Source organism: Herbaspirillum rhizosphaerae (genome assembly GCF_001189965.1).
GTDB classification, from domain to species: Bacteria; Pseudomonadota; Gammaproteobacteria; order Burkholderiales; family Burkholderiaceae_D; genus Herbaspirillum; species Herbaspirillum rhizosphaerae.
Genome location: NZ_LFLU01000019.1, coordinates 13,194 through 31,158, shown reverse-complemented (window position 1 = coordinate 31,158; position 17,965 = coordinate 13,194). Strand labels below are relative to the sequence as shown.

Sequence of the window (17,965 nt, the reverse complement as noted above, 5' to 3'; positions counted from 1 at the left end):
TTATTTGATTTATATCATTACTGCTTTTCGTCTTCAGTACGACCCTTTTGCCACAGTACGTCGCTGCCGCCCGCGTAGCGATTGAGCACACGCGACAGCACGAAGCACAGATCCGACAAGCGATTCAGATATTGCCGCGGCTGCGGATTCACCGCATCTGCTTGCGCCAGCGTCACTACCGCCCGTTCGGCGCGGCGGCAGACGGTGCGGCACACGTGCATCTGCGCCGCCGCGCGTGAGCCGCCGGGCAGGATGAATTCTTTCAGCGGCGGCAGGTCGGCGTTGTACTTCTCCAGCAGCGCATCCAGCCGCGCAACCTGGGCGTCCGCGATCAGACTGTAACCGGGAATGCACAGCTCGCCGCCCAGGTCGAACAAGTCATGCTGGATCACCAGCAATTCCTCGCGCAAGCTCGCCGGCAAGTCTTCGCACAGCAGCAGGCCGAGATGCGAATTGAGTTCGTCCACCTCGCCCAGTGCGTGAATGCGCGGATGATCTTTCGCCGTGCGGCTGCCGTCGCCGAGTCCGGTGCTGCCGTCGTCGCCGGTGCGCGTCGCGATTTTGGAAAGTCGATTGCCCATGCTTTTCTCTGCAAACAAAAATCTCAAGGATAGGCCAAAAATTGGCGTTTAAAGCTCAAGTTGTCAGACAAATATAAAATATGTCTGCAGCAAGAGAGTAAAATCCCATAGAGGTTTTGACGAGAGAGAAGGCCGCTGCGCCGGAGTTTTAGTGCATGTTTTGCTGCAATCCGGCATAGAAGGATATTCCCTTGCGTCACTATTCCAACAGACAGAGAGACAAGCAATGAACCATATCGTTGATGCGCAGAAACTGCGCAAGCCCGTTCCCGAGGCGCTGCTGACATCCTTGCAGGCCTTGTTCGGCAATCGCTTCTCCACTACGCAGGCCATGCGCGAGCATCACGGCCGCGATGAATCCTCCTACGATCCGATGCTGCCCGACGCCGTCGTGTTCGCGCACACCACCGAGGAAGTCGCCGCCTTCATCAAGCTGTGCAGCAGCTATGAAATCCCAGTGATCCCGTACGGTACCGGCACTTCGCTGGAAGGCCACGTGCTGGCGCTGCAAGGCGGCATCACCATCGACCTGTCGCAGATGAATCAGGTGCTGGCCGTCAACGGCGAAGACCTGACCGCTACCGTACAGGCCGGCGTCACGCGCAAACAGCTGAATCAGGAAATCAAGGACAGCGGTCTGTTCTTCCCGATCGATCCGGGCGCCGACGCTTCCATCGGCGGCATGGCATCGACCCGCGCTTCCGGCACCAACGCCGTGCGCTACGGCACCATGCGCGAAAACACGCTGGCGCTGACGGTGGTCACCGCCGACGGCAACATCATCAAGACCGGCACCCGCGCCAAGAAATCGTCCGCAGGCTACGATCTGACCCGCGTCTATGTCGGCAGCGAAGGCACGCTCGGCATCATCACGGAAGTCACCGTGCGCCTCTATCCGCAACCGGAAGCCGTCTCCGCCGCCATCTGTTCTTTCCCCAGCGTGGCCGATGCCGTCAACACCGTGATCCAGGCGATCCAGGTCGGCGTGCCGCTGGCGCGCGTCGAGCTGCTCGACGAAAACGGCGTCAAGGCCATCAATGCCCACGACAAGATGAGCTTGCCCGAGAATCCCTTGCTGCTGTTTGAATTCCATGGCAGCGAGAACGGCGTCAAAGAGCAGGCCGAGATGGTGCAAGAACTCGCCAACGACAACAACGCGACCGGCTTCGAATGGGCTACGCGTCCGGAAGATCGCACGCGTTTGTGGACCGCACGTCATAACGCCTACTTTGCGCTGCTGCAACTGCGCCCGGGCGCACGCGCGATTTCCACCGACTGCTGCGTGCCGATTTCACGCCTGGCCGAATGTGTGCTGGAGACCAAGGCCGATTGCGAATCGCAGGGCCTGATCCACGCCATCATCGGCCACGTCGGCGACGGCAATTTCCATGTGCAGATGATGGTCGATCCCAACGATCCGGCCGACATCGCCCGCGCCGAAGGCGTCAACGCACGCATGGTGGCACGCGCGCTGGAAATGGACGGCACTTGCACCGGCGAGCATGGCGTCGGCCTGCACAAGATGGACTTCCTCGTGCAGGAGCACGGCGAGGGCGCCATCGATGTCATGCGCGCCATCAAGCACGCGCTCGATCCGAAGAACATCATGAACCCCGGCAAGATCGTGCGCTGGTAATCAGACGTATCGTCGTTTAAACATCGTCAGGCAGGACACCGGGACGCGCATCGAACATGACGGCGGTCCCGCATTACAACAGCGCAACAGCACAACAGCAGGTAAAACAAGACATGGCAACACGCCTCCCTCCCGTCCATGCCCTTTCAGCATTCGAAGCTGCGGCGCGTCACAACTCCTTCGCCGTCGCGGCCGAAGAACTCTGCATCACGCCCTCGGCGCTGTCGCACCGGATTCGCCTGCTGGAAGACTTCGTCGGCGAGCGCCTGTTTTATCGCGACGGCCGTTCCATCGGCCTGTCGGAATTCGGTCGCCGCTATCTCGATGTGGTGCGTTCTGCGCTGCGCACGCTGACCGATTTCCCGATGCCGCATCGCAACGCCACGGTGCAGCCCAAGGTCAAGATCATGCTGCCGCCGACCTTCGCCCGCCACCTGCTGGTGCCGCGTATTGCCGAGTTCACGCAGCGCTTTCCCGACATCACGGTCGAGATGTATCTGTCGGTGCCGCTGTACGACCTGAGCCTGTCCGAAAGCGATGTCGAGATCCGTTTCGGCGCCGGCAACTATCCCAATTTCGTCACCGAAAAACTGTTTGAAGAACCGGCCTTCGCCGTCGCCAGCCCGGCCTACCTCAAGACCATCGCTCCACTGAAGACGCCGCAAGACCTGCAGCATGCCAACCTGCTGCGTTCCGCGCTGGAACCCTGGCAGCCATGGTTCGAAGCCGCCGGCCTGAAAGACTGGCCGGAGCCGTCCACCGGCCTGCGCGTCGACGACCTCGGCCTGCTGCTGGAATCGGTGCGCCACGGCTACGGCGTTGGCCTCACGCGCCAGCATTTCGCCGAAGAACTGCTGGCCCGCGGCGAAATCGTCGAATTGTTCGATATCCGTCTGCGCACGCCGCCGCATGCCTATTACGTGGTGTACGAGAAGCAGATTCGCGAGCGGCCGGAGGTGGATGCATTCATCGATTGGCTGCAGAACGCATTCAGGAACATCTGAACTTTCACCGTACTCGGCGATACCCTCCATTTCATAGAGAAAAGAAAGCAGTTTCTTTTCGATGGCCCGGCATCCTTCCAATACCATTCGATATTTAAGGATGTCGCGGCAGATCTATTGCTGGGAAAAAAGTCCATCGCTGCACAGTTCAAGCAGGAGCAATGTAAATACGATAAGTATTAGTTATGAAATTAGAATTAATAAAATGCATGAAACCTCTTTTTTCTACAAAATAGAATTCCTTCCGATTTTTGGAAAAATTATTTCCGATCATTTTGGTTTTCGATAAAAGCCCATATCTTTCGTAAGATCGATTTTCTATAGTCTCCCGCTTGACCATTACTGGCGGGCGTGGGGACATGAATAGGAAGGTCTATCGAGTCGTTTTCAATCAAAAAACCGACGACTATACCGCCGTTGCTGAAACTGCCGGCACACGTGGCAAAGATAGTTCTTCTGGCGGCGCGGCCTTGTTCATTGCGGTGTCCTCCGCACTTATGGGCTGCTTCTCGCTGCGCTTTACCCGTCTGACCGTCGGCATCGCCACACTTTTTGGCAGCGCCGCCGTGGTCGATGCCCAGGTCGTGGCCTACCGCAATGCCCCGGGCAATCAGCGACCAACCGTCCTGCAAACCGGCAACGGCGTGCCGCTGGTCAATATCCAGACACCGAGCGCCCAAGGCGTCTCGCGCAACGTCTACAGCCAGTTCGACGTCGACAGCAAAGGCGTCATCCTCAACAATGCCCGCAACAATGCGCTGACGCAATTAGGTGGCTGGGTGCAAGGCAATCCCTGGTTGGCTGTCGGCACCGCGAAGATCATTGTCAACGAAATCAACTCCAGCAATCCCAGCTATCTGCGCGGCTATGTCGAAGTCGCCGGCGATCGCGCACAAGTCATTATTGCCAATCCTGCGGGTCTGTATGTCGGGAATGCCGGTTTCATCAATGCATCAAGAGCGACACTGACCACGGGTCTTCCAGGCATCGTCGGCGGCAATCTCGACTCCTACCGCGTCACCGGCGGTATGGTCACCATCGACGGCAATGGCCTCGACGCCAGATCGACTGACTACACCGACATCATGGCGCGCGCCGTGCAAGTCAACGCCAACATCTGGTCCAACAAGCTCAAGGTCAGCACCGGCGTCAATACGATTTCTGCCGATCATAGCGTCGTGACGTCGACCACTGGCGCCACGGGTGCCGCGCCCGGGCGATTTTCCATTGACGTGGCAAAACTGGCAGGGATGTATTCGGGGATGATTGTTCTGGTCGGCACCGAGCACGGTGTCGGCATGAACAACGCCGGCGTCATCGGCGTCGGTGCAGGCGATGTCATGGTTACTGTAGATGGCCTGCTGCAAAACAAGGGCAGCATCACCGCCACAAAACATATTGCCGCGACGGCCACCGGCATGAGTAATCAGGGCGGCCAGTTTCAGGCTGACGGCAGCACGGCACTGGTCCTCGGCGCCGGTCAACTCGACAATAGCGGCGGTCTGATTCGCTCGACAATAGCCACCACGGTCACGGCCGCCAGCGTCAACAACAGCAACACGACCGGCGCTGATCTAGGCATACAAGGCCAGGCAATAACGATTTCCGCCGCCAGCGTGAATAACATCGCAGGCGCAGTGCGGGCCAACACCGATCTGACGGTGGCCGGTGCAGGCATCATCGACAACACCAATGGCTCGCTGTCCGCTGGTCAAACGCTGGATGTGCATGACGCGCATGCCGCCGCGGCTCCTAAAACACAAACCATCGTCAATACCGGTGGCACACTCATCGCCGGCAAGCAATTGTTCGTGGATAGTGCCGCCATGAGCGGCGACGGCAAAGCACTCAGTCTGGGCGATTTGTCGATCAAGCTGGATAGCGATTACAACAACAACGGCATCGTCCATGCCGATGGCAACGCCACCATCGCCACTGCCGGCAAACTCACCAATAGCGGTAAACTGCTAGCCGGAAAGACGCTCGCCGCTACTGCAAAATCGATCGACAACCAGACTGGCGGTCAAGTTATTGCGCAGACCAATCTGCTGCGTGCCACTGACAGTCACACCTTCACCAATCGCGGCCTGATCGACGGTAGCGACACCTTCATCGACAGCCCTACAATCACCAATATCGGCACCGGCCGTATCTACGGCGACCACGTAGCACTGTCCGGCGACACGCTCAACAATCTCCCCGAAACCGTCAACGGCGTCACCTTGGCACCGGTCATCGCGGCGCGCACGCGCATGGACCTGGGTGTTCCCACCATCAATAATAGCGACCACGCCCTGATCTATTCCGTCGGCGATCTGGTCACAGGAAATTCGCTCGATGCCAACCATCAAGCCGTTGGCATGGGCGACACTATCAACAACAGCAGTGCCACCATTGCCGCCGACGGCAATGCCACGATCAGCCACAACATCGTCAACAACAACAACGCCCATCTGGAAACAACGGTCGAGAATAGCACCGGCCGTCGCATCGTCCAATATCGCCTGAACGGTGCGACCGAAAAGCTCGATGCCGACAGCGTCAAACTGATCAATAAAGACAGCGGCCAGGTAGTGACCGACTGGAAAGACATGGGTGACGAAGACAACTACCGTCTGCAACTCCCTTCGGGACAGATGGTCAGCGAATGGACGATTTACGACGGCACCGAACAGATCGCACGCACCAAAGTCACCAAGAGCGACCCCGCCATGATCACTACCGGCGGCAACCTGCGTTTTAACAGTCAGACCGTCAACAACCGCAACAGCCAGATCATCGCCGGCGGCGACAATACCGGCAACAACGTCCTCGGCACCAAGCCCACCAACAACGGCATGGCTGGCACGCAAGTTGTCACCACCACGGGCGATGCTAAATACACCTACATCAAGAGTCACCGCTTCAGTGCCGACGACCGCCGCTACGACGACCGCCCGTATGAAGGCCAATCGATACAAACCAGCTTCGTGCTTGACATCACGCCCATCAACGGCAGCGGCGCCCAGCAAGACAAGACCCTCAAGAACACGCCCAGTACGGTTCCTGGCAGCGCCAGCCTAGTCGTTCGCACCAGCAATCCCGACATCAGCTTGCCGAATAGCGCGCTGTTCGTGCCTGGCAACAACCGCTACCTGATCGCCACCGACCCACAGTTTGCCAATTATCGTAGCTGGCTCAGCTCCGACTTCATGCTCACGCAACTGAGCCAGAATCCCAATCTAGTCATGAAGCGCATCGGCGACGGCTTCTACGAGCAGCTCTTGGTACAGCAGCAAATCCAGAAAGCCATCGGCCAACGCTACGCAGGCAACTACACCAGCAACGAAGCGCAATACCAGGCGCTAATGAACGCCGGCGTGCAAATGGCGCAGACCTTTCATTACCAGCTCGGTGTGGCGCTCACAGCTACGCAGATGGCCATGCTTACTTCCGACATCGTCTGGCTGGTCAAACAAACCGTGACGCTGGCCGACGGCAGCACTCAAGACGTGCTGGTGCCGCAGGTCTACCTGCGCGCCAACCGCCTGCAAGTGACCGGCGAAGGCACCCTCATTGCCGGCAACAACGTCAATTACCAGACCGCCGGCGACATCCTCAACAACGGCACGATTGCCGCCAGGAACAGCGCTGTGCTGGCCGGCAACAACATCAACAATTTCGGCGGGCGCGTGTCCGGTACCGATACGGTATTGCAGGCGCAGACCGACCTCAACAATCTGGGTGGCAAGATTGACGGCAGCAACAGCGCGACCTTGCTCGCCAACCGCGACATCAACAACAACAGCACCAGCGTGGCGACGGCCAACACCACCACCACCGGGACCAACATCGATAGCGTGGCCAGCGTCATCGGCAACACGCTCACCATGGCCGCCGGACGCGATTTCATCGCCAACGCCGCCGTGATCAACGCCACCGGCAACGCCAACCTCTCCGCAGTGCGCGATGTCAAGTTGGGCACGGTGACGCAAGGCTACACCGAGAAAATACGCTGGGCTGACGACAAAGGTTCCTCCAACCTGGTTGAAGTCCTTACCGGCCCCAATGTCGTTGATGACGCCAATGGCGCACACGGCACCAAAGAAGTGGGCGTCAATCGCGCTACGTTCAGCACTAGTCAGGAGGTTGCCACCCAAATCAATGGCAACAACATCAGCATCAACGCCGGCCGTGACCTTAGTACCCAAGGCACGCAAGTTATCGCAGCCGCCGCGCTGGCAGCTTTCGCTGGCAACAACCTCAACATCGGCATCGCCAATGAATCGGCCAGTGCCCGCGACGAGCACCAGAAGAGCTCTAGCGGCATCTTTAGCGGCAAGACCACGCAGACGGACGACGCCAGCAGCTATCGCCGACAAAACGGCAGCACCTTCAGCGGCAATACTACGGTGCTGACCGCCGGCAACAACGCCACCATCACCGGCAGCGATGTCGTCTCGACCATGGGCACGCAGGTCACGGCCATCAATGACGTTAAGATCATCGCCGCCACCGACACCAGCAGCGAAAGCCATTACAAGAAAGAAACCACCTCCGGCATGTTCAGCGGCGGCGGCCTCGGTGTCACCGTCGGCAGCAAGATGCAAAGCACCGACCAGACCCGGACCACCACCACTGCATCAGGCTCGACCGTCGGCGCCACCAGCGGCAACGTCACGCTGGCTGCCGGCCAGCATTACACCCAGACCGCCAGCACCGTCATTGCACCGCAAGGCGACATCAGCATCAGCGGTAAGCAGGTCGATATTGGCGCCGGCGTTGACACTGAGCAGAGCACGCAGGAAACCAAATTCAAGCAGCAGGGCGTCACGGTGCAAATCACCAATCCGGTGGTGTCCGCCATGCAAACCGCTCAGCATCTGCGACAGGCGGCCGGAAAGACCAAAGACAAACGCATGAAAGCCTTGGCTGCCGGAGCGACAGCGCTCGCGGCGACAGATGCAGCTGATGCCGTATCCAGAAATCCAGCCTCCGCCGCCGGCATTAGCATTGCTATTTCCCTTGGAACCAGCCAAAGCGCAAACCGTAGCGAACGATATGCCGTTACGGCAAAAAAATCTATTGTGAATGCCGGAGGAAATATCGAAATTGCCGCCATCGGAGACGGCGAGAATAGCGACTTGATCATACAGGGAAGCCAGGTCAAGGCAAGAGGCAACATCGCACTCGTCGCAGACCATGCGATCAATCTGCTTGCCGCAAAAAATACGGTAGAACAGCACAGTACCAATAGCGCTTCAAGCGCCAGTATCGGCATTGGCCTGTCGCTGGGCGGCACGCAAAACGGATTCACCATCAATGCCGGGGTCTCGGGAGGGCGCGGTCGTGCAGATGGCCGGGATGTTGATTACACGAACACTGGCATTGACGCTGCAAATCAATTGACGCTTCGATCAGGCGGCGATACCAATATCAAAGGGGCCATTGTCCGCGGTAAACAAGTAATTGCCGAAGCAGGCGCCAATGGCAAAGGTAACCTCAGTATCGAAAGCCTACAAGATACGAGTACTTACGAAGGAAAGCAGGAGAACATGAGCGCAGGCGTTTCTCTGTGCATCCCTCCGTTCTGCTATGGCGCAGCATCAACGGGCAGCTTCAATAGTAATCGATCCAACACCAACAGCAGCTACGCCAGCGTCACTGAGCAATCGGGCATTCAGGCAGGGGATGGGGGTTTCGATATTCGCGTACATGGCAATACGGATCTGAAAGGAGCCGTCCTTGCAGGCAACAGCGTAGCCAGCTCCCTCGGCAAGAACAGTCTGGTCACGCAAACACTGACGACTTCGGATATACGGAACAACGCAGACGCCAACGTCAGTAGTAGCGGTCTTAACTTGTCTTCAGATATGGCTACTCAAGGCAAATATGGTGTAGCTAAAGGCATCGTCAGTAATCTGCTCAATAGCGGTGAAGCCTCGGGCTCTTCCTCTGGAAAAACAAAGAGCGCGGTCAGCCAGGGAACGGTAGTTCTGACCGACCAGGACAGGCAACAAGCTGTTACGGGGAAGAGTGTAGAGCAGACCGTTGCCAGTCTCAACCGTGACACAGGCAATGCCCATGCGGCCGCACAGAAACAGGACGTGCATGCCATGGAGAACACGGTGCAAGCGGAGCAGGCGATCAAACAGGCGGTGTATCAACAGGCGGTCAAGTTCACCGATGAATCGTATCGAACCATGTTCATCGCACAGGCCAGGATGTACGAGGTCTTGAAGGATGAAAATGGAAAGACGATTGTTGATGAGAAAACAGGTCTTCCTATGGCGCGGGAACTGAGCGAGGCAGAAAAGAGGAATCTAAAGCCTGGCGCTGACGGCAAGGTGCATATAGCCAATAACGGTATTTTCAATGACAAAGACGCTGCGTTGAAATATGCCGATCAGCACAGTACAGCAAATGGACCGCAATACCTGATTCACTTTCCTCAAGCAAGCAATCTCATTTCTGAATTGCTGGTGTCCGGCTATCAGAAGTTTCTGGAAAACGACTTCGCCGGCCTGACCAACGCGACAAAGGAGACGCTAAATGCGATGCAGCAGTACGGTCAGAGTGGTTTGCAAGTTGACGGCCATAGCCGAGGTGCGATGACAACTGGCAATGCACTGGAATCCTTTTCGAGAAAAGACAACGCTAAAGGCAGTCTGAGCAATACGACGATCAACTTCTATGGCCCTGCCTACAACGCCGCCAAGGCAGATGCGTTGTTGAGCAATTTACAGAATCGTCAAGTGATGTCGCACGAACAGCAGGCCGTCATGCGATTGCAGATGCAGAATCATCTGGCCGATCCAGTGGGGCGGCTTATCGGGAACAATCCGGGAACGGGCGGAATTGTCCGAGCGGGGAGCAATACTCTGATGGAGATGTTTAAGGCTGCGACAGGACAAAAAAATACTACACATAATTGTTATGGACGTTCTATTGAAAATGCTTGTGTTAATCATTGGAAATGATCTGTTGGAGGGACATATCAAGCTTTATTTTTAGTTTTAGATTAGGTTAAGAAATCATGAGAAGAGTAAATATTTTTTGCGTTGCGGTGCTGAGTATTTTCCTTTTTGGCTGCAATCTCAGGGCAGCATTTCAGCCCTTACCGCCGATGTTCGAAAATTGGGAAAAACGCGACTCTTCCGATGATGAGATAAAGAAGTCGCTGCTTGATTGTGGCTATGAAAACCCTTACACAGGATTCAGTGAAAAAGTCCCCCTTAACACCAACGCCAAGGGGAGTCTGTGTATGAAGAAAAAAGGATTCCGATATCTGCTTGGCCCAATTATTTGTGAACAAAAAGGTTGGCCTTCCATTCCTGCATGCGAGGGGCGCCCATGTACCAGCGCCGATGATTTGGTTTGTCGAAATGTTGATTTAGGTTACCCGCAACTAAAGCCAGTTGGAAAAGTTAAGTGAACGAAAATAATTCCATTCAGCAGCATCAAAAAGCACGACATACTTTTTCTTAAAGATTACTACTATGAACAATTTCCTCCATCACAGTTCGCTTCCTTTTATTTTCGTCTCTGTTATCGCACTATCAGGATGCGGAAACATGGCCAACATGCGTTCGTTCTCGAGAGCCTATCAACCGCCAACGCAGGGTGAGCGCGCAAAAATTCGCGTTGTATCCACCAGCATGGTGCGTGCCGTACCAGAATCCGATTGTATCGATTGGAGAAAGCCTGGCTCAGGCGTCATGGTGGTGCCGCAAAAAGGCTTTGCCAATCTTAATAATCAAAGTTTGAACATGCCGGTCAATTCACGCGAATACACTATTCCTGCCGATGCGAAACTGGTTTCGTCCGAACTATACATACCGGCAAATAAACCCTTTACGTTGCATATGCTTGGCCATGGATATGCATCCGGGATGAGCAGATACACATGCCAGAAATCCATTACGTTTCTTCCGGGGAGCGAAAAAAGCTATGAGGCGGTATTGATTGAAATCGGTCGAGGTTGTTCTGTCGAACTGATGGAAATTCTTTCTGATAATTCATACAAAAATGTTCCAGCAAAAGAAGCTGGATTCTGCAGGAAATCAGACAGTTTTTAAAATCACTTCATTAATACGCTGATAGGGACCAGGTCTTCCGGTGTTTTTCGCAGCGGTACTCGCATAGTGCAACTGTGTCGGAAATGAAGGGGGGCAACGACTTCAGAATGAAAGATTGATGCTGAAACCGCCTGTAACCGCTGCCGTCCGGAATCCCTCGGGCTTCCTGATCGGAGTGGCAATAAAAACTTCATAGCCAGATTTCCAAAGTGCGCCACGCAAGCCGATCGCTGCACCTGCCAGGCGTTCGCCGATCAAGTACTGCGCCGAGGGGCCGCTGACCTGTCCGGCGTCAATGGCAGCATACAGTTCCTGGTTACTCTGGCCCAATGCCAGCGCCAATTCATTGCGCATCACCCAGCCGCGCTCTGCTTGCAAAATCAGTTCGCCGTCGAAGCCTCGTACAGTGTAGCGGCTGCCGATGGCGAACTGGTCTTGGGACGGTAATGCTCCACGATTCCATTGCGCACGCACGGTGCCGTTATAGCGCAGGCGCTGATCCGAGAGTTGGAACGGTGCATTGATATTGGCGTCGGCCAGGAACAGGCCGTAGCGTGTCGCCAGTTGCGGCAGGTCGACCATGAATTCTGGTTCTTTTCCTTGTTTATCAAATGTGCGTCGATAAGCGAGACTGGCATCGACGGTGGCGTTGCCGATGAATTCGCGATGGTTGATGGCTGCTTCCACGGCGCTGGACTGGCGACGTTGTGGCCCGACCTCGGTGTCGTCGATGAAATTGCGAGAGCTGCGCAACAGTCCTTTGATAGAAAGTGTGGTCTTGCGGACGGCGTCGCGGTAAATCAGTCGGGACAATTTTAGTTCTGCATTCTCGCTTTGTCCGCTGTAAATAACAGCATTTTCCGGATTGGCACCGGCGACTTGCTGGTGATAGCGGCTGCCGGACAGGGTGCCGCCTAGTGTCCAGTAGCCGGCGGGTATCGAGTAATGAACCGTGTAACTGTGGACTCCCTGATTGCCATACTGCCCGAGGCTGCGATTCCAGTTGGCGTAAAACAAATCGTTGAGGGTCCACCAGTTATCGTAAGACAGCGTGCCGCCGGCCTGATATTTTCCGGTAGCCTTGGAGCCGCCATCGTCCAGCGAGATATTCAGGCGAAATGGAAAATTCTGTCGGTAGTGGATGATCAGATCGCTGTCGCCGGGTTGACCCGCCGTTTCAGAAGGGGCAATCCGGATGTCGGCTTCCGCTGTCGGTACGCGTTTGAAATTCTCCAAACCTTGTTCGATATCACGCAAATTGAAGATCTCTCCCTCGTTGATCGGCAGGGCATTCCAGGCTGTGCCGCGCGGGTCGGCGTCGGCAGCAAAACGAATATGGCGCACGTGGCCGGGAAGGATGGTCAGAACCAGTTCGCCGGTCTTGAGGTCTTGTGGTGCAGCGCGCACCTGCGTAGTGGTATAGCCGTGCAGGATGAGCGAATTCTGCAGGCGAGCGATAACGGTATTGATGCCTTCCGTTCCCAGGCAGCGACCAAGCGCCCCGTCTTTTCCTGTGACGCTGCTCAATATAAACTCGAATCGTTCGGTGGCTTCACCCGTCAGGTTGATGCGAGTGATAGGAAAGCAAGGCGACTCTTCTACAGGAAAGGGGGCTGACGCATCCGTTTTCCTCGGTGCCGGCAAGCGCACATCGGGTGTCTGCTCCTGTTGCTGACGCAGCAGACGATCGCGTTCCTGCTGTAATTGCTCTTGACTGGCGGCAATGTCGGCGCCTGTGGTTTGTGCCTGGACGGATCCGGCTATCAGCAGCGTGACGACGCTGCTGAGCAAGCGTGGTGCGTTGCTTTGCATGAACTATTCCCTTTTTTCGATGGCGAGCGACAGTGTAGAAAGCCGCTGGCAGGGTGGCTACAGGAATAGTCGAAAAAAGAAGGAAGTCAGAAAAGATTAAACGCCAAAGAAAAAATAATCGTATATTTTTTACCGCCAGGCTTCTGGCGCGAGTTTTCAGGAGCGTCGATCGATAGTCAGGGATATCTGTAGAAATGTTAAAGCGCTGATGTATATCGACCCGCTTATTGTTGTTGTCTTGGCGGTACTACGGAAATGGGATCGACGCATGAATTGAGGCGATATATGCTGTGGCGATGGTAAAGGAAGAGCCTCCTGAAAGTTATTCATTCAGCGCCGTGAATTCTTTTCAGTGCGCCCTGACCACGCTTTTCGCTATCCGGTGTCGAAATTCGCTACACTTCAGGCATTGCGAAGACAATAGCGAGACAAGCATTCAATATCGGCGACCATAAGCCGACACTAAAACTACCCGTCATCGCCGCGTCCCAGCCCAAAGCCAAACGAGGTCACGCATGAACGCCCCAGTTGCTCCCTTATTTTCTCCTGCCCGCCAGCGCGAGGTGGTTGCCGCGCTGAAAGCGGCGGTGCCGCCGCATTGCGTGCTGTTCGACGAAGAAGACACCCGTCCTTACGAGTGCGACGGCCTTGCCGCCTATCGCCAGTTGCCGATGGTGGTCGTGCTGCCCGAGAACGAAGCGCAGGTTGTCGCCATTCTCAAGGCTTGTCATGACCTGAAAGTCCAGATCGTCCCGCGCGGCGCCGGCACCGGTTTGTCGGGCGGCGCGATGCCGATCGCCGACGGCGTGGTGGTGTCGACCGCCAAGTTCAACAAGATCGTCAGCATGGACAAGTATTCGCGGACCGCGGTGGTCCAGCCCGGCGTGCGCAATCTGGCCATCTCGGAAGCGGCCGCGCCTTACGGTTTGTACTACGCCCCCGATCCTTCTTCGCAGATCGCCTGTTCCATCGGCGGCAACGTCGCCGAAAACTCCGGCGGCGTGCACTGTCTCAAATACGGCCTGACCGTACACAACGTCTTGCGCGTGCGCGTGGTCACCATCGAAGGCGACGTGGTCGAACTCGGCAATGCCGGTCTCGATGCCCCTGGCCTCGATCTGCTGGCGGTGTTCATCGGTTCCGAAGGCATGCTCGGCATCGTCACCGAAGTTACCGTCAAGCTGGTGCCCAAGCCGCAGCAGGCGCGCGTGATCATGGCCTCGTTCGACGACGTGGTGAAGGGCGGCAACGCCGTCGCCAATGTGATCGCGGCAGGCATCATTCCGGCCGGGCTGGAGATGATGGACAAGACCAGCTCGCGCATGGTCGAACCTTTCGTCAAGGCCGGCTACGACATCGACGCCGAGGCGATCCTGCTGTGCGAATCGGACGGCACTACGGAAGAAGTCGAAGAAGAAATCGGTCGCATGAGCGAAGTGCTCAACGCCAGCGGCGCCACCGCCATCGCCGTGTCGCAATCCGAAGCCGAGCGCCTGCGCTTCTGGTCGGGCCGCAAGAACGCCTTTCCGGCGGCGGGCCGTATTTCGCCGGATTACTACTGCATGGACGGCACCATTCCGCGCAAGAAGCTGGCGGAAGTCTTGCTCGGTATCGCCAAAATGGAAGGCAAGTACGGCCTGCGCTGCGCCAATGTGTTCCATGCGGGCGACGGCAATCTGCATCCGCTGATTCTGTTCGACGCCAATCTGGCGGATGAATTCCACCGCGCCGAATTGTTCGGTGCCGAGATCCTGGAACTGTGCGTCGAAGTCGGCGGCACCATCACCGGCGAGCACGGAGTGGGCATCGAAAAGATCAACTCCATGTGCGTGCAGTTTTCGCCGGAAGAGCGCGAAGCCTTCTTCAAGGTCAAGCGCGCCTTCGATCCGGCGTTTCTGCTCAACCCCGACAAGGCGATCCCGTCGCTGCACCGTTGCGCCGAGTACGGCAAGATGCACGTGCAGCGCGGTCAGATCAAATTCCCAGATTTGCCAAGGTTTTAACGCATGGAACAGACACTGCAAGCATTCAAAGAACGCATCGTCGCGGCCACGGCAAGCGCCACGCCGCTGCAGATCCGCGGCGGCGGCACCAAGGATTGGTACGGCCAGGCGCTGCGCGGCGAAGTGCTCGACACGCGCCCCTACAGCGGCATCATCGACTACGAGCCGACCGAACTGGTGATCACTGCGCGCTGCGGCACGCCGCTGTCGGAGATCGATGCTGCGCTGGCAGCTAATAATCAAGTGCTGGCATTTGAGCCGCCGCGCTTCGGCGGCGCCTCGACCGTCGGCGGCATGGTTGCGGCGGGTTTGTCGGGACCGGGCCGCCAGTTCAGCGGATCTGTGCGCGACTTCGTATTGGGCGCCGATTTGATGGATGCGCAAGGACAAGTCCTGCACTTCGGCGGACAGGTCATGAAGAACGTGGCCGGCTATGACGTCTCGCGCCTGCTGACCGGTTCGCTCGGCACGCTGGGCCTGATCCTGCAAGTTTCGCTCAAGGTATTGCCACAGCCGTTTGCCAGTAGCACGCGCGTGTTCGAAGTCGACGAGGCCAACGCGATCCGTCTGCTCAACGAATGGGGCGGCCAGCCGTTGCCGGTGTCGGCCAGCGCCTGGGTCAACGGCGTGTTGACGATACGTCTGTCGGGTGCGCAGGCGGCCGTCGACGCTGCGCAGAAAAAACTGGGTGGGACGGAGCTGAGCAACGGCGACGATTTCTGGTGCGATCTGCGCGAGCAGAGTCACGCATTCTTTGCTGATACGGCGGCGCCGTTGTGGCGCATCTCCTTGCCATCGGTGGCCCAGCCTCTGGCGCTCAGCGGTACGCAGCTCATCGAGTGGGGCGGTGCACAGCGCTGGTATCGCGGCGATACAAACGCAGAAAACAGCGCGGAAAGCATCCGCGCTACGGCCGTTGCAGCAGGCGGTCACGCCAGCCTGTATCGCGGCGGCGACAAGAGCGTCGGCGTGTTTCATCCGCTCGCACCCGCAGTCGCCAAGATTCATCGCAACCTGAAAGCCTCCTTCGATCCATCCGGTATCTTCAATCCCGGTCGCATGTATCCGGAATTCTAAATCCTATGCAAACCAATCTGGCCGATTTCATCCGCGACACCCCTGAAGGCAAAGAGGCCGACGCCATCCTGCGTTCCTGTGTGCACTGCGGATTCTGTACTGCGACCTGCCCGACTTACCAATTGCTGGGCGACGAACTCGACGGCCCGCGCGGCCGCATCTACCTGATCAAGCAAGTGCTGGAAGGCAAGCAGGCCACTGCCGCCACTCAATCGCACCTGGATCGTTGCCTGACCTGCCGCAATTGCGAATCGACTTGCCCGTCCGGTGTGCAATACGGCCGCCTGGTCGATATCGGCCGCAAGGTGGTCGAAGATCAGGTTCCGCGTCCATTCGCGCAACGTTTGGTGCGTACGACTTTGAAGACGTTGTTGCCGAACAAGTGGTTGTTCAACCCGGCGATGAAGGCAGGCCAGCTGGTGCGTCCGTTGTTGCCGCAAAAGCTGCAAAATAAGGTGCCGCCGAAACAGGAGGCCGGACAATGGCCGACGCGCACGCACGCACGCAAGATGCTGATGCTCGACGGTTGCGTGCAACCGGCCATGTCGCCCAACATCAACAGTTCCACCGCGCGCGTGCTCGATGCGCTCGGCGTCGAACTGATCGTGCCGCCGAAAGCGGGTTGCTGCGGCGCGATCCGCTATCACCTGAACGACCAGGACGGCGGTCTCGACGACATGCGCCGCAACGTCGATGCGTGGTGGCCGTATGTCGACGGCTCGGCTGGATTTACGGTGGAAGCGATTGTGATGAATGCTTCCGGTTGCGGCGCCACCGTTAAAGAGTACGGTCATTTGCTGCAGCACGACGCTGCGTATGCTGCCAAGGCGCATCGGATTGCGCAACTGACGCGCGATATCAGCGAGATTTTGCCGGACTTCGAGGCTGAGTTGGCTGGCAAGCTCAAGGGCAAGATCGGCAAGCGGGTTGCTTATCATCCGCCTTGCACTTTGCAGCATGGGCAGAAGATACGCGGGAAGGTGGAGCAGATTCTCGGCAGCGCCGGCGTCGACGTCAAGCTGTGTGCCGACAGTCATCTGTGCTGCGGGTCTGCGGGGACGTATTCGGTGTTGCAGCCGGAGCTGTCTTATCGTTTGCGGGACAACAAGCTGGATAATTTGCAGGCTACTCAGCCTGACATGATTGTGTCGGGGAATATCGGGTGTCTGACGCATTTGCAGTCGGGGACGGATACGCCGGTGAGGCATTGGATTGAGTTGTTGGATGCGGCGTTGGCTAGGGCTTGAGGTTGCATGATGATTGAATGAAGGCCCTGCAATTGCGGGGCTTTTTTATTTCTGGTGTTTTGTTCCGACTTGCTTGCTGTGGATCAGTGATTCTTTTCTTTCTTCGATCAACCTTGGGTTGCCGGGGGCGGCCCGGCAGCCGCTCACTTTCTTTGCTTCGCCAAAGAAAGTAAGCAAAGAAAGGCGACCGCGATTCGCAGCCCCTTCGGGGTCCCCGTTGGTGCCAAGCACAAATCGGGAAGGGAAAACAACTCGCTGCGCTCAGACATTTTTCCCTTCTTTTTCCGATTTGTGCATGTCACCAACGGCAGCTCATAAGCGGAACTGCCGGACTGGCTCGCTTCGCCTCGCCAGGGGGGTACTCGCCTGCGGCATCGTGTTTCAGATTCCTTGGGCGTCCAAACTTCATCTCTCTTTTTAATGCGTCGTCCCAGCGAACGCTGGGACCCAGTGGCGTCAGCGCATCTTCAAACTCAGTCACGACACTGGGTTCCAACTTTCGTTGGAACGACAAAGCTAAAGAGGCCGGAGAAGTAAAAAACACCCCT

General features: G+C 57.0%; 10 protein-coding genes. 8 read left to right on the top strand and 2 right to left on the bottom strand.

Annotated elements, in window-relative coordinates; genetic code table 11:
- Nucleotides 1-17: 17 nt before the first annotated feature.
- Entirely contained in the window at nt 18-581 is a 564-nt protein-coding gene (locus AKL25_RS20310; protein ID WP_050479534.1) for a cob(I)yrinic acid a,c-diamide adenosyltransferase, read from the bottom strand.
- A gap of 226 nt (nt 582-807) precedes the next feature.
- Between AKL25_RS20310 and AKL25_RS20305 the strand changes: the two genes are divergently transcribed.
- From AKL25_RS20305 to AKL25_RS24320, 5 genes are all read left to right on the top strand, one after another.
- Entirely contained in the window at nt 808-2,217 is a 1,410-nt protein-coding gene (locus AKL25_RS20305; protein WP_050479533.1) for an FAD-binding oxidoreductase, read from the top strand.
- 113 nt (nt 2,218-2,330) lie between these two features.
- Nucleotides 2,331-3,221, top strand: a complete 891-nt coding sequence (locus tag AKL25_RS20300; RefSeq protein WP_050479591.1) for a LysR substrate-binding domain-containing protein — start codon at nt 2,331-2,333, stop codon at nt 3,219-3,221.
- 359 nt (nt 3,222-3,580) lie between these two features.
- Nucleotides 3,581-10,180, top strand: a complete 6,600-nt coding sequence (locus AKL25_RS20295; protein WP_083444813.1) for a two-partner secretion domain-containing protein — start codon at nt 3,581-3,583, stop codon at nt 10,178-10,180.
- 56 nt (nt 10,181-10,236) lie between these two features.
- Nucleotides 10,237-10,635 carry a hypothetical protein gene (locus tag AKL25_RS24325; RefSeq protein ID WP_157050715.1) on the top strand — a complete coding sequence of 133 codons (399 nt, stop codon included), beginning with the start codon at nt 10,237-10,239 and terminating at the stop codon, nt 10,633-10,635.
- 64 nt (nt 10,636-10,699) lie between these two features.
- On the top strand, nt 10,700-11,278 hold the full coding sequence (locus tag AKL25_RS24320; RefSeq protein WP_157050714.1) for a hypothetical protein: 579 nt from the start codon (nt 10,700-10,702) through the stop codon (nt 11,276-11,278).
- A gap of 102 nt (nt 11,279-11,380) precedes the next feature.
- On the opposite strand, the gene AKL25_RS20290 is transcribed toward AKL25_RS24320, so the two are convergent.
- On the bottom strand, nt 11,381-13,090 hold the full coding sequence (locus tag AKL25_RS20290; RefSeq protein WP_083444812.1) for a ShlB/FhaC/HecB family hemolysin secretion/activation protein: 1,710 nt from the start codon (nt 13,088-13,090) through the stop codon (nt 11,381-11,383).
- 515 nt (nt 13,091-13,605) lie between these two features.
- Here AKL25_RS20290 and AKL25_RS20285 point away from each other — a divergent pair.
- From AKL25_RS20285 to glcF, 3 genes are read left to right on the top strand one after another with little or no spacing between them, the layout of a single operon-like run.
- Nucleotides 13,606-15,093: an FAD-linked oxidase C-terminal domain-containing protein gene (locus tag AKL25_RS20285; protein ID WP_050479531.1), complete on the top strand. Its 1,488-nt coding sequence runs from the start codon at nt 13,606-13,608 to the stop codon at nt 15,091-15,093.
- Nucleotides 15,094-15,096: 3 nt separating this feature from the next.
- Nucleotides 15,097-16,170, top strand: coding sequence for a glycolate oxidase subunit GlcE (glcE, locus tag AKL25_RS20280; RefSeq protein WP_050479530.1), 1,074 nt, complete (start codon nt 15,097-15,099; stop codon nt 16,168-16,170).
- 5 nt (nt 16,171-16,175) lie between these two features.
- Nucleotides 16,176-17,417, top strand: coding sequence for a glycolate oxidase subunit GlcF (glcF, locus tag AKL25_RS20275; RefSeq protein WP_050479529.1), 1,242 nt, complete (start codon nt 16,176-16,178; stop codon nt 17,415-17,417).
- Nucleotides 17,418-17,965: the final 548 nt, after the last annotated feature.